Consider the following 14610-nt stretch of genomic DNA (forward strand, 5'->3'; position numbering starts at 1 on the left):
ATTTATTAAATCGTTAAAAAAATTATTAAAAATCTAAATTTAAACCGAGAGAAATAGTTCTATAAATTGGAGATCCACCTCTTTGATAACCATATTGGGTAGGGCTTGTTTTGTCTACAGCCTCTGGATTCCACCCTGTATAATTATCTGCGGTTTTATAAATTAAATTTTGACCTGTTGCATACACTCTTAACCCTGAAATTTTAAATCTTTCTAGAGCAGCGCTAGGGAAGTTATATCCAATATTCACGTTTCTTAATGCAATGTAAGAGGCATCTTGAACAATACTGTTAGTAAAATACTTATCAACTAAAAACTCTTGATCTGGAGTATCTGCTGCTATTGTTCTGTTATTGTTATTACTAAACAAGTAATGATCTGCTATATTTCTTACTTCTGCACCATGAGAACCTTGGAACATGAAAGAGAAATCGAAATCTCCAATATTAAACTCGTTAGTTAAACTCCAAATTAACTCTGGATAAGGATTACCTAATACCGTTTTATCTTCTTCATCTAAAACCCCATCACCATTTAAATCTTTAACATATACTAAACCAGATTCTGCACCTACGTGTCTATATGGTCTATCTCTATATTCTATAGGAATTTCCTTATCTACAACATAACCATAATATTGAGATATTGGTTGACCTTCTAAATTTATCCACTCTGCCGGTCTACTTGGGTCTAAACTTGTAATCTGACCATCTGAATCTGCAAAATCTACTAATTCGTTTTTATTTGTAGTAGCTATAAGTGTTGAACTCCAACGAAACTTTTCTCCAGTAATATTCTTTGTTCTCAACTCTAATTCCCAACCTTCATTTTTAACTTCACCTAAGTTAACTAATGCCCCCTTAAAACCTGTAGTTACAGATATTGGGTTATCTAATAGTAATTGATCACTTGTTCTTTGGTACCAATCTACAGAACCTGTTATTCTATTATTTGCAAAGCCAAAATCGATACCTGGGTTAATTTCAACTAAACGCTCCCACTTTAATTGTGGATTTGCGATGTTTACAGGAGAAATACCAGCAGTAATGGTACCATCTACAGAATAACTATTCCCTGACGCTCCTAATAGAGCTAAATGCGGATAATAATCGACTAGAATATTATCTGTATTCAAGGTTGTAGAACTTCCGTTTGCGTCTTGATCTACCGCTCCTGTATTTAATCTATCGTTACCTGTAACACCATAACTTAATCTAAATTTTAGATTACTTACAACATTACTATCTTGTAAGAAGTCTTCTTTAGCAATGTTCCATCCTACAGATGCAGCAGGGAAATTACCATATTGAAAATCTGATCCGAAAATAGAACTACCATCACGTCTCATACTAAGTGATGCTAAGTATTTATTATCATAAGCATAAGTTAATCTTGACACATAAGAAATACCACGTTTTTGCCATTCAAAACCGTCATATTCAGCAATAGATGTGGCATTAGTAATTTGTTGCACTATATCATTAGTGTAACCTGTACCCTTAAATCCTGAATAGAAAAAGTTTCTACTTTCAATGGATACACCAGCAACAAGCCCTAAATCATGTTTACCAAATGATTTATCATAATTGAAAAAGTTATCAAAAATAATGTAATTTTCTTTTTGAGAAATCTCTTCCATGTAAGCATCAGTAATGTTTTCCCTAGCTTGTGTACCCATATAATCAATACGCTTAGTATCGTTATATGAAGCAGATAGAGACGACTTGAAGCTTAAATCATCGGTTATTTTATATTGACCATATAAGTTACCATACATTTGAAACTTTTTATCGGTTCTGTCACGCTCAGTAATTCTAGCGTAAGGGTTAGCATTATTACTATTCCCGATATTGGTAAGAATATCATTAATTTCACCATCTCCATCTAAATCAAATATGGTAAAATGATCTTGTCTAGCATAATCACCAATTGCTAAATCTGGATAAGCTCCATTTGGATCAACATATTGTAATGATTGTTCCGTATGATAAATAGGTAACCAAGGCTGATGTCTTGCTACGTTATGAATGTTTTCTGAAAACCTTCTTCTGTTTGTGTAAGATGGACTTATAGTAGCACCAACACTAAACTTATCATTTAATTTACTATCAACTTTTATTCTAGTTCCAATTTTCTTATAATTATCCACTAGCATTACTCCCTCATCCTCAGAGTAATTCATACTTATAGTAAACTTAGTTTTTTCATTTCCTCCTCTTAATGATAAAGAGTGGTTTTTTATAACACCTGATTCAAAAAATACATCTTGCCAAGAACGATCCGTTCCTATTTGTAACTGTGCTTGTGTATACTGCGATATCACACCGTTTTCTTGCATTTGCATGTCTGCCCAACCTTGAGTTGTAAAGCCATAAGCATCACTTTGCCTAGCCGTTTTCATACCTGTAAACGTACTATAATTAACTCTTGTTTTTCCGGCAACACCAGATTTCATAGTAATCATAATAATACCATTAGATCCTTTAGAACCATAAATAGAAGAAGACGCTGCATCTTTTAATATTTCAAAAGATTCTACATCATTCATATTTAACGAACCTAAAAAACTTGAGCTTACTATAATACCATCAACAACTATCAAAGGCGTAGAATCACCAGCCATAGAACCAACACCTCTAATCGTGATTGTTGGAGCTGCACCAGCTTCACCATCTGTAGCTTGAATATTTACACCCGATACTTGCCCTATTAAAGCATCATCAACCCTTGATACAGCAATTTGATCAAGATCGTCGTTTACTACTTTTGAAACGGCACCAGTTACGTGTGATTTTTTTTGAGTTCCATACCCAATAACAACAACTTCATCTAACTTAGCTAAATCTTCTTCTAGTGCTATATTTAGTGACGTTTGATTTGCTACAATAATAGTTTGAGATACAAAGCCTATATAAGAAACTTGAAGAACGTCTCCTGCTGCAACTTGTATTTCGAAAGCACCATCAAAATCGGTAGAAGCTCCTTTTGATGTATTTTTTACAATAACATTTACTCCAGGAATAGGAATGTTATCTGTGGCAGACACTACGGTACCTTTAAGAACCCTTTTGTCTTGCGCAAAAACTGTAATACTAAACAGTAATATTACAATAAGTGTAAGTTTGTTTGTCAAATTCATAATTGGTTTAGTTTAATTTTTATTTGGCTTGGAATTTTACTCCAACATTAACTGAACACTTTAATGTTCAAAAAAACTTGATTACTTTAAGAGACATTTAACTCTTAAAGCAACCCTAAAAACAACACGAACTACTGTAATCTTTGTAATTTTGTAGAACACATGTTTTTATTACTGTAATGGCATGTTATAATTTACTTCCCTCCTAAAAGAAGTAAATCAAGTAAAAAAGGATGGGCGCACACCCGTCCTTTTTTTTATATATTATCTAAAGCTATACAACTCTAAAATTTGGTTGACCAGATTGGTTTACCAAATATATACAAAATTTTGTTAATTATAGCCTTTTGATAAATTTTAACTAAATAATACTGAAATCACCTTTCATAAATCCCTTACTAACAGCCACTAGAAGCTACTAGACTTTAACTTTTAGAATGGTTCAGATATTTTTTTAATTATGATTTATCTCCAAAATAAGACACACCATCACCACTTAAAAAATCTTCTCTTACCGGGCTAAATGTATCAATTAGTTCACCTGCTTCCAGACAAACAGCACTATGCATTAAATTAGGCTCAATATACACACCATCTCCTGCTTCTACAATTTGCTTTACTCCATCAATTTCAAATTCAAATTTACCTGAAGCACAAAAAGTAGCTTGCGTATGGAAATGTTGATGCGGAGAACCTAAAGCTCCTGTCTCAAATTTCACTCTTACCATCATTATTTGGTTATCGTAACCTAAAAACTTTCTTGAAACTCCTCCTCCAAGCTCTTCCCATTCCATGTTTTTTGTGATGACGTACTTTTCACTAAATCGATTCATTTTTTTTTGTTTTTATAATTTATTTAATCCTACTAAAACAAGAATATCGTAAAGTATCATTCTTGTTGTTTATTCTTGAATTTAATTTAACGCTTTTAAAGTAAAAGCACCTGTCCATGCTAATGCTTTTCCATTTATAGTTAATTGGTGTTCCGAGTCTGGATCATTATCTAAATTCGAAATCACAAATATTTGTTTCTTATCATTATCTGTTTCAATTTCAACAGCCGTATACGCATCAGAATCGAAAACAACATCCATTTGTTTTACGTGACTATAAGCATTAACTGCAAATTCTGAAACCGCACTATACGCACCATGAGATTCTACCACCGATGCGAAAACTGTGTTTTTAGCGTTCTTTTTTCTGATGATAAAACCAGGTTCGTTTCTTAAGTTATAATCCTTGTCATTAGCGCCAATTTTTGCTAAAATCAACTCATCTCCTTTTGAAGTTGCCGATGTTACGGAATAAAACTTACCATTAAGCAACCAGTTTAGTTTCGCGTTACTGCCGTCTGAAACACCTTCGGCTTCTTTGTATAAATGTTGGTAACCGTTAGATTTCCCGAAAACCGTTGGCGTATTTAATTTTTCATAATCGAAACTGGTTTGCATAATTTGTCCTAAATAATAGAAAGGCAAATCATATTGATTGCTATTATCCGATACCACTTTCATAATATCTAACAAGTATGGTTTGCTATAGCTGTCATCAGTTATAAAAACCATAGTACGTTGCATTTTTGTTCCTGGATATGCATTGTTTTCTTTAGCACTAGCCACTTGAAGTTTTGGATTAGAAACATCGAAAACATACTTTTCAGAATGATGCGTACTTCCTATTTCATATTTACCTTGAAAATGTGACGTTTCATTCTGAACCAATGTATTGTGAGCAATAGATTGTTTGGCCCAAGTTTTATTTTCTTTTAAATAATTTCCACCGCCTTTTTGTTCAATATTTACATAACGTGCTAGGCCATAATCTTGCGCTACTTCCTCTCCATCTTCATATAAAGAATACGATAATTTATCGTAATGTCCATGACTTAAACCTTGCGCTGCATATTTAAAAACAACTTCTAAATTATCGCTTCTTAAAATACCGACAGCACCTTCGTCTCCGTTTGGACCATCGCTAAGTTCTACCGATTTCTTTTCAAATGGTTTCTCTAATCCGTCCTTAAGACCTAAAGCAATACTTAAACCAGTATCATCCAAAACCACACGATCTTGTTTTTTTGCAATACTCAATAATCCTGGGTTTTTACCGCCATAATAATAAGCAATATCAACAGCTGTAACCACTGCACTCGTGTAGTAACTCATCCCTTTTTGACCATCATTTAACGGAAAGAAATCACCATTAGCATCACTTAAATTTAAAAGCGCATCTACTGCTTTGATTAACACACCATCTTTGTATTCAAAAATCTTCATTTCCGGCTTTACATTCTCAAGTGCTTCAGCAAAAATTAAAAATGGATACATGGCATAACGTTGGTAATAGGGACCTTCAGTATAATAACCATCTGGAGAAAAAGGTTCATCCAAATTACCATAAAAGCCTAATTTCTGTCCTTCAACTTTTATAAAACCACCATCATCATCCTTCATTCCTACTTTTAAATTATCGGTTTCCAAACCTTCCAAAGCATCTTTTAACAACGCATCATTATCCATAACTAAAGCAATCATTCCAACCGCAACATTTCCCCAAGTACTATGGTTGTGCACGCGATTAAAAAACTGCGGATTTCCTTCTGAAATAAATTTTGCAAACGGAACAAATAAATCTTTTTCAAAAAGTTCACGATCTTCGGCACTTAACCAATCGTAAACACAATCGTAAGCCTGTGCAGTATAAACCAACCAATTAGAATCATTCAAACATTGCCAAAATAATTTACCGCGTGCATACGAACGTGTTTGTGGGTGCACTGGTAAAGTTGGGTATAATTTAGCATAAGCCATAAGCATGTCTCGCACATAAACAGCATACTTTTCATCATCTAAAATTTGAAAGAGTACACCTGCTTTTTGCATCATTATAAAATTAAGCTTGTGGCGCGAATGTGTGTAACCACCAGAATAATCTTTAGGAATAGGCACCTCGATACCCAATTCAATTTCGGCATCGACTTCCGCTTTTGTTTCTGCTAAACTCTTATCGAAAATAGGAACCGTCCCTAAATGTTTACGAATTTCTTTAACGCCATTTTTGGTAAGCACTAAATTAGGGTGACCGCCATCGGCTTCTGTAGAAGCAACATCTTCGGTTTGATTCGATTCTTGTTCTTTGCAAGATATCAAGCCTAGAAATAATACGCTAAAAAGTACAGGAATTACTATTTTGTTTGTCAACTTCATTGTTCTTTATTTGAAATAATTCGTAAATCTAATTTCTATAACTTGCTACCAATTTATGTCACTCTAAAAAGAAATTATTACTTCTGAATTTTATTTTATTTCTAAACACAGCTAATTGGTAAACCAAACTGGTTGACCAAATATAAACATATTTCTTAGTCAACCAAAACAATAATTGATAATTTAGCGATTTTAACAATCTAAAACTAACAATTTACAAAAATTAAAGCCAGATTATTCTCCATTGAAAACACCAATCTTTCGAGGATTAAGTAATTTCGTTTGTGTTTCATTTCCCTTTTTATAGAAACTCGCATACCCTTTACAGTTAAAGATCGCGGTTTAAATAACACCTACAGAAGGAAAAACTCTAGCATAAACCATTATAGTTAGCAACAAAAAAAACAGCATTAAAATTAACTTTTTTAAACTTCATATAGAATAAACACATTAAATGGATTTTGAAGTATAAAACAAGTTCTTAATACTGTTTTACAATTATTTTAAACAAATACTGAATTAATACATCAGCTTCATTTTTAGATTTTCCTCACTTTTTATACTTCCTGAATTATTGAAGGTATTATCAGCTGCATAGTTTTCTTTTGCTCCCCACAGCATAGAAACTAATTCTACCGGATTATTTGTGAACGTATTATTATTAATATTAACATACACAATACCACGATGGTTTAACAACATGCCATTTTTCTCTTTGGCACCACAGTTTGTAAATGTGCTGTTTGAAACTAATAGATTTCCACCAATAGTAGACTCATCATAACCACCACGATAATAATCGATCACATTTTGCTTAATAGCATTAAACGTGCAGTTTTCTACGGTTAAGTATTCTGTATTGTAATCGCCTTTATCATTAATTTCTTCAGATAATTCTATACCATTTTCACAGTTTGAAAAATTAGAATTCTCAAACGTAATACGCTCGGCAAACGATTGTTTATACACTTTTAAAATATAATTGAATTCACTAATATCACAACCAGAAACCGTTAAACCAAAATGGTTAGACATGTTTTCCTTCAAACTTGCAAAAGCATAATTAGTGTTATTTCCTACTAACACCACATCTTTCAAAGTCAATAACCCTTTTGGATTTAAAGCAAATAACGGTGTGTTTTCTTCTCCAGAGAAAATAATTTGTGATTTCCCTTTTTCTTTAGATTGAATGGTGATGCTTTTGTTGATCTCTATAGATTTTGAAATTTGAAAAACACCCGAATCTAAAGCAATAATATCACCATTTTGAGCCCCGTTAATTTTAGATTGAAGTTCTTCTGCATTAGCAACAGCAAATGTATTTGCTTCTTTAGCTTCTATTACGTTAGAATACCAGCTCGCACCATACTTCGATTTATCTAAAATATTAGGATCTGGCATATCGGCATTTACAAAAGCTCCAATTGTATTTTTACCTACTCTTGAGTTTCCTAATAAATCCTTCGTTATAGTATTAAATTCAAAACCTACATAAGGCGTTATTTCACTTGGTACACCTACCGGAATTGATATATTTTCAGAAACTTTTTTCAACTCTAATTTAGCATTCTGCAAACCACCTTTATAATCCTTAAACTTGACGTTTTTATTATTGATAACGTTACTTTTGAAAAGTACACCATCAGCTTTATCATGTTCAACAACTGGCAATAAATCGCCTTTTGTGTTATAAATAATATTGTTTGCAACAACCGTTCTAATAGGTCTTGCTGAACGAATTTCCGACTTCGGTAACACATCAGATTGCGCAATGTTAGTACCAACACCAAATTGCCAAGGTGATTTACAATCTACATAAGTATTATAAGCCACCACAACATCGGTAACTTGATTATATCTATTTAATGGCGATTTTGGTATACCATTCATAACCGCTAGTGGGCTTCGGAAGTTTTCTCCAATAATATTATAGAAATAATTATTTACAACCCAATGCCCTGTATTTACAAGTCTTATTCCTCCATAGTTTTTATTCTTACCATCTCCAATAAAATAATTACCGTCAATAACAGCATAATTACCATGACGAGTTACCACAGAACCTTCACTTTTATAGAATACATTATTTCTAATTTCATTGAAATTGGTTTTACTAGAAATTATTTCCACCTCTCCATTACACTCTTCAAATAAATTATTGGCAATAGTAGTATTACTTGGTGACATCGATGTAAAACTACTCCCCAGTTGAATAGATTCTCCTCTAGCCCCACCTTTTCTTGGTCTTGGACCAAAATGATTGTTTACAATTTGATGAAAGTTTCTAATACTTTGGTTACCTTTTAAATCGACTCTAAGTGTGGGTCCTCCATTCGTTTTACCTGCGATATAACAATGATCTACTTGGTTATGTTTTCCATAAAGCTGAATCCAAAGATCATCTTTATCGCGTTCTTTTTGGTTGTAATCTAAAATCACGCAATTGGTCACTCTAGAATAGTTGGCAACTTCTTCTTCACTTGTTCTGAATGCAATAACGTTTTCAGTTGGCGTATATCCATTCCTAAAATACAAGCCTTCTACAATTAAGTAATTTCCGGCAATTTCTAAATTAGAAACCCCCTCAATAAATACTTGACCTGGCGTTTCTGCCCTTAAACTAATTGGAGCTTCTTCAGTGCCTTCTCCTATTAACTTTATTTCAACATTTTCCCAAACACCGTTTGCTAAAATAATATCGTCTCCGGCCTTTACATTTTTGATAGCCTCGTACAATTCATCATTGGTTTTCACTAAAACACCTGTATTATCAACTTTCTTATCACAAGAAAAACACAATACCACTACAGTTAAAAGACAAAACAACTTATTCATAAAAAAACATATTTTTACTAATTTAAACAAAAAAGAAGGCCTCTTTAGGAAAAAGACCTTCTTTTTAAAACAACTAACTACTCAACTACTAATTTATTAATGAAGCTCTTTTCTGAAGCGATTATATTTATAGCATAAACACTTTTCGACAAGCTTGATATATCTAACTTACTATTTAACAAATTCGTTTTTAAAGCCATGCATTTACTAGCAACATGACTCCCATTTAATGAGATAACATGTGTAGCTTTAAAATTTATTTCAGCATGAACTTGATAAAATCCTGAAACTGCCGCTAACAAAAATGTAAAAAGTTCCTTTTTTTTCACAATCGTTTAGTTTGGTTTAGGGTTTTCACTGGAAAACCACATTGGTTTACCAGTTTGGTTTTCCAAATATATGCATATTTTGGTCTTATCCAAATTTTTTTAACACAAAATATTATGAATACGCATTATTTTTAACGAAAAATGATAAAAACTCAAAAGAATAGATCTTTTCTAATAAGAAAATACAGATATCTGTATATTTACAAGTTATTTTTTAAATTGAAGATGGCATTGCTTAGCACATTAAAAATGCGAACTAAAAACATAATTATAAATGCTAGTGAAGTAACAAATTAATAAAAGCACCTGTTTACTAGAAGCTTATATCTTAATAATCAAAATACCAATTAAACAAATCGGTTCTAATACCAAAATTAAACCAGACCGTATTACTTTTAAACGTGGTTGCAGTATTAGCTTCCGGATTAAAATTACGCACGGTAACATCGGCAAAAACTTTTAAATTAGATGCCGGATTTACAACATAACCCGCTTGTAAATTTCCGTTAAAGATGTTCGATTTTAAACCTTGACCAACTTCAACTCCCGCGTCGAATGGCCGGTCGTTATAGTTTTTAAAGATGTCAGCACCATAACTAAATGCATCCGTATCATCATTAAAATCTAAACCACGTACACCAAAAATTAATTTAGCATCAGCAAACCAACGTTTATAATGGTAACGCCCTATAAGAATGGCTTCGCTGAAATTAGCACCCCACAAATGCGCCATAGATTGATTGTTATGGCCGTAATTGGTTGCTATTGTATTATGTGAATACGTGTAAGGACGAATGCGATTATATTCAAACTGAAGCAATAAATTTTCAACATCAAAGGCGTTGTAATATTTAACACCAAGCTGGTAACCAAATTTGTTTTTCCAACTTTTCTCTCCTCCTTTTATATCATTTAACGAAAATTCATCTAAAACAAATTGACTGTATAAATTGATATTATCGTTCCATTTATACTTTGCTGAAGCTCCTACAATGGCATTTCCAGCATCTTGTCCTGTTTCAAACTCTATAGCACGGTAAAAAATAATTGGATTTAAATAGTTAACATCGAACCCTCTATTATTAGAATTGCTCCAAACTACAGATTCAAACAACCCTAAATTGAATCGTTTAGAGACATTCCAACTTAAATAATGGTTCGCCATATATTTGGTTAAGAAAGCACCATCTTCCGTAACTTCTGGACGTACATCTTTTAACCACATCCAGGTATTGGTATATTTAATTTTCCAAAACTTAGTATTCAATTTTAAAAACGGATGCGGACTAGCAACATCGCTAAGCAACAACGAGCGATACCCATCTCCTATAAAGTTTTTACCATGTCCGAATTGAATGTTTATAAATTTCGCAGGAGCATAAGACATGTACGCTTCGGCCACTGGATAATCATAAGAATCTGTTTTAAAACGCTTCGCAATACCGCGACCAGGAATAATTGCTGGATCGGGACCAAAGGCTTTTAAGCTTTCGGAATACTGATTAACATAATCGGCAAAACGACCTTGACTTTCAAAAACGGAAGCGTAAAAATTGAATTTCTTACCCAAACCACCTTGAACTAAAAACCCACGTGTGTTATTGTAAGTTGAACTAAAGTCGGCATCAGTATCTTTTCCAACTTCTAAATCTAAAATAGGATCGATAGTAAACCAGTAATCATCACTTTGTAACTGCACTAAATGTTCGTTCCATAATTTTTCACCTGCCCAAGTTTTAGTTTCTCGCTGCAAGGCTTCTGCTTCAGCATCAAAATCGTAATACGCCGCTACCTCTTCATAAATCAACGGCTTAGATGCTGTATGACTATTTGTGCCAACCAAATTCATACTTCGATCGAATCGTGCATAATCACTATGCGTGAACTGAATATTTAACTGACTGCTGTGCGCTTTATTTTCAAAAGCCTTTAATGCTTTATTCACCTTATCGAATTCCGATTTTGCTTCTTGCTCTAGCTTAGAGAACTCCGTTATACTTTTATTCTTGTTATTTTCATTAGCCTTGCTTTTATACTCTAGAGTATAACGTTGGTCTACCAATGGTATTTTTATTGGCATGCTGTATTGCTTAAAACTGGGACGCCCATTATACGTGGCAGGTTTTATTTTTGGAAAGATTGAAAAAACACGGTTCACTTCTGTTTTTAATTCATCATAAACCGCATCAACATACACTACTTTAAATTGTCCCGTGGTATCAACTTCGAAAAGCACGGAAACTTCACCTTTATAGTTTTCATTTAAAACCTTTTCTGGTACTTTAAACGAGTTATAAATATGATTATATACATTGTTATCAAAACAATTTCGCTGTTCGTTAAACGCAATGCTATCGCAATTAGGGAACATTGGAGATTTTTCTAAATAAGCATTGTTTTGGGCAGGGCTAAAGTATTGAACAAAAATAAAAAGGAGTACAATAATTTGTTTCATTGCTTGAAGGGTATTGACAAATCGAATAAATATCTTAAAGGGTGAAAGATACCATATTTTTTACATTTCATCTTAAAAACACGCCCTTGTTCGTATAAATAACAAAGCCGCTAAACAATTAGCGGCTTTGAATAAAACATATTGAAGGTTCTAATTTTGTACACTAAACACAATAGGTAATGTATAAATAACGCTCACATTTTTGTCGCGTTGTTTTCCCGGTGTCATTTCTGGAATATAATTAATAACCCTTTTGGCTTCTTTTTCCAATTCAGGATGCGTTCCTCTAGTTTTTATCTCGGTAACACGCCCTGTTTTATCAATTTTAAACTGCGTACGAATGACTTGTTTTCCTGACAAACCTAATGAGCTACCCAAATCGGTATCAAACTTTTTCTGAACGAGTTTGGTGATTTTATCCGACATGCACTTTCGTTTATCCAAATTTGTTTTTTTGTTTTCACAACCTGGATAAATAGGCACAAATTCAACGCTAACAAAATCTACAGGAGGCGCTTCTTCAGGCACCCCTTCAACAACGATATCTATAATATCTATAGGATCGGAAGTTGTGTTTTCCTCAGCAGTAATAATTTTAAGAGCTTCTTTTAGTGGCGTATCATCATCAACAATAGTAACTTCATCAATAAGTTTTGCTACCTGCTGAGCTTCTTGACGCATTTCTACTTTTGGCTCTTCATAAACTTGGAAGTTTTCAATTCGAATTTCTTCGGAAACATTGGGTTCAACCATACCGACATCGATACTTTCTAATTCCGTTGCAAACTTCATTTCTAAAAGTCCGTAGACCATGAACAAACAGACTATTAATCCGACTTGAAAATAAAGGGTGGAATTTTTTTGTAAATTTGCATCATGCTTTTGTGATTTTTTCACGAGTTGCTCATTTTGCCGAATGAGTTCGTGAGTTTTTTTTGGATTACTCATAATTATTATGATTTAAAATGTTAATATTATGCTAAAGTCACAATAAGCGTACCAAAAAAGAAATCCCGTTACAAATAAATGTAACGGGATTTTATATTATAGTGCTGTTTTACAACAGCTATGAAAAAACTTAATCTTGAACTTGGAATACAATAGGTAAAGAGTAAGGTACTGTTACTGCTTTTCCACGTTGCATACCTGGTTTCATTTTAGGCAACATGTTAATAACACGCGCTGCTTCTTTTTCTAAACCTGGGTGTGGTGCTCTTGAACGTACACCAACAACGTTTCCTGTTTTATCAATTTTAAAAATTACATTGATACGTTGTCTTCCTGATAATCCTAAATCACTAGCTAATTCTGTGTTGAATTTTTTAGTTACAAATTTTTGAATTTTTTCAGACATACAAGCTTTTTTAGCTGCGTTATTTCCTTTTTCGCAACCTGGAAATACTGGTACATTTTCAATTACAGAAAATGGTACTTCAATATCTTCATCAACTTCTACTACTTCTACTTCTTCAACCTCAACAATTTCTGTTTCTTGATCAACTTCGGTAGACTCTATAATGGTTTCCTCAATTTCCACTTCATCCTCTACAATTTCAATAACTTCTGGAGCTGCAGGTGGCGGCGGTGGTGGTGGAGGTGTTTGTAATAACTCCGTAATTGGAATTTCTTCTTCTATTTCTTCATCCATACTTACGACTCCGATATCAGTGATAACATCATCATATGTTTTAAAGTTAATAGCGAAGTTTGTTAAAAATAACATCAGCGCTAAGCCGATAGCGAAATACAAAGAACTGTTACGTCCTACATTTGCTTTATGATTTTTTTTAAGTTCCATAATATAATTTAGTTAATCAAGAATGCTAAAATAACTATTTATTTATCAAAAAAGCAAGTCTTTATTACTTTTTAACTTGCATTTTATTTATTTGCCACAATATCAAAGTGGTGAGTAAAGCGCCTAGGCTGTTTGCTACAATGTCGTAAACATCCATCGAACGATATGCTGTTACTGTGCCTTGTAAGACTTCTATAACAACTCCAAACACTATAGCAAAGCCGCATGCATAAATTAAAGCTTTTTTTGTACTCAGTTTTATATTGAATACAAAAGCTGCACTCCAAAGCGTTGTAAACACCGCATAAGCTCCAAAATGATATATTTTATCGGCAAACGAAACCCCTAAACTGGGTACGTTTTTTAAAGACATCAAACAGGCCAATGTTAAAACAATGGTGTATAAAATTGCTGTGGGTAATGCTATTTTTTTAAGCACCAATTAAGGCTTTATAATCATCAGCAGACATTAAGCCATCAATTTGAGATACATCTGAACATTTTACTTTTATCATCCAACCAGCTCCATAAGGATCTGTGTTTACTTTTTCTGGCTCGTCTTCTAAGCTTTCATTGAATTCGATAACTTCACCTGAAACAGGTAAAAACAAATCAGATACTGTTTTAACCGCTTCAACAGTTCCAAAAACTTCATCGGCGTCTAATGTTTCATCTACAGTTTCAACTTCAACATAAACAATATCACCAAGCTCACTTTGTGCAAAATCGGTAATACCAACGACAACAACATCGCCTTCAACTTTTACCCATTCGTGATCTTTTGTGTACTTTAATTCTGCTGGAATATTCATATTATTATACTTTAATTTTTAAGTTTTCTTTTCATT

The 14610-nt window shown here is 33.1% G+C and carries 10 protein-coding genes; all 10 read right to left on the reverse strand.

The window, feature by feature from the left end; genetic code table 11:
- Positions 1-25 precede the first annotated feature (25 nt).
- Positions 26-3139, reverse strand: a complete 3114-nt coding sequence (locus QWY92_RS04190; protein WP_290268680.1) for a SusC/RagA family TonB-linked outer membrane protein — start codon at positions 3137-3139, stop codon at positions 26-28.
- A gap of 458 nt (positions 3140-3597) precedes the next feature.
- Positions 3598-3972, reverse strand: a complete 375-nt coding sequence (locus QWY92_RS04195; RefSeq protein WP_290268682.1) for a cupin domain-containing protein — start codon at positions 3970-3972, stop codon at positions 3598-3600.
- An 81-nt stretch (positions 3973-4053) separates the two neighbouring features.
- On the reverse strand, positions 4054-6345 hold the full coding sequence (locus tag QWY92_RS04200) for an alginate lyase family protein (RefSeq protein WP_290268684.1): 2292 nt from the start codon (positions 6343-6345) through the stop codon (positions 4054-4056).
- 519 nt (positions 6346-6864) lie between these two features.
- Positions 6865-9180: a chondroitinase-B domain-containing protein gene (locus QWY92_RS04205; RefSeq protein ID WP_290268686.1), complete on the reverse strand. Its 2316-nt coding sequence runs from the start codon at positions 9178-9180 to the stop codon at positions 6865-6867.
- A 77-nt stretch (positions 9181-9257) separates the two neighbouring features.
- The gene (locus QWY92_RS04210) at positions 9258-9509 is read right to left on the reverse strand and encodes a T9SS type A sorting domain-containing protein (RefSeq protein ID WP_290268687.1); all 252 of its coding nucleotides are present in this window, start codon (positions 9507-9509) and stop codon (positions 9258-9260) included.
- 328 nt (positions 9510-9837) lie between these two features.
- Positions 9838-11964, reverse strand: coding sequence for a gliding motility protein RemB (locus tag QWY92_RS04215; RefSeq protein WP_290268688.1), 2127 nt, complete (start codon positions 11962-11964; stop codon positions 9838-9840).
- Between the two features lie 150 nt (positions 11965-12114).
- The gene (locus QWY92_RS04220; protein ID WP_290268689.1) at positions 12115-12912 is read right to left on the reverse strand and encodes an energy transducer TonB; all 798 of its coding nucleotides are present in this window, start codon (positions 12910-12912) and stop codon (positions 12115-12117) included.
- A gap of 130 nt (positions 12913-13042) precedes the next feature.
- Complete coding sequence (locus QWY92_RS04225; protein ID WP_290268690.1) at positions 13043-13762, reverse strand: energy transducer TonB; 720 nt, start codon at positions 13760-13762, stop codon at positions 13043-13045.
- 64 nt (positions 13763-13826) lie between these two features.
- Positions 13827-14201: a VanZ family protein gene (locus QWY92_RS04230; protein ID WP_290268692.1), complete on the reverse strand. Its 375-nt coding sequence runs from the start codon at positions 14199-14201 to the stop codon at positions 13827-13829.
- Positions 14194-14574, reverse strand: a complete 381-nt coding sequence (gene gcvH, locus QWY92_RS04235; protein WP_290268694.1) for a glycine cleavage system protein GcvH — start codon at positions 14572-14574, stop codon at positions 14194-14196. The genes QWY92_RS04230 and gcvH overlap by 8 nt, the downstream gene beginning before the upstream one ends.
- Positions 14575-14610: the final 36 nt, after the last annotated feature.

This window comes from Algibacter miyuki (assembly GCF_030409805.1).
Taxonomy (GTDB): domain Bacteria; phylum Bacteroidota; class Bacteroidia; order Flavobacteriales; family Flavobacteriaceae; genus Algibacter; species Algibacter miyuki.

Bases quoted from the DNA above. Each gene is read 5' to 3' on its own strand.
- QWY92_RS04190 (WP_290268680.1), bottom strand. From the start codon at position 3,139: ATGAATTTGACAAACAAACTTACACTTATTGTAATATTACTGTTTAGT.
- QWY92_RS04195 (WP_290268682.1), bottom strand. From the start codon at position 3,972: ATGAATCGATTTAGTGAAAAGTACGTCATCACAAAAAACATGGAATGG.
- QWY92_RS04200 (WP_290268684.1), bottom strand. From the start codon at position 6,345: ATGAAGTTGACAAACAAAATAGTAATTCCTGTACTTTTTAGCGTATTA.
- QWY92_RS04205 (WP_290268686.1), bottom strand. From the start codon at position 9,180: ATGAATAAGTTGTTTTGTCTTTTAACTGTAGTGGTATTGTGTTTTTCT.
- QWY92_RS04215 (WP_290268688.1), bottom strand. From the start codon at position 11,964: ATGAAACAAATTATTGTACTCCTTTTTATTTTTGTTCAATACTTTAGC.
- QWY92_RS04220 (WP_290268689.1), bottom strand. From the start codon at position 12,912: ATGAGTAATCCAAAAAAAACTCACGAACTCATTCGGCAAAATGAGCAA.
- QWY92_RS04225 (WP_290268690.1), bottom strand. From the start codon at position 13,762: ATGGAACTTAAAAAAAATCATAAAGCAAATGTAGGACGTAACAGTTCT.
- gcvH (WP_290268694.1), bottom strand. From the start codon at position 14,574: ATGAATATTCCAGCAGAATTAAAGTACACAAAAGATCACGAATGGGTA.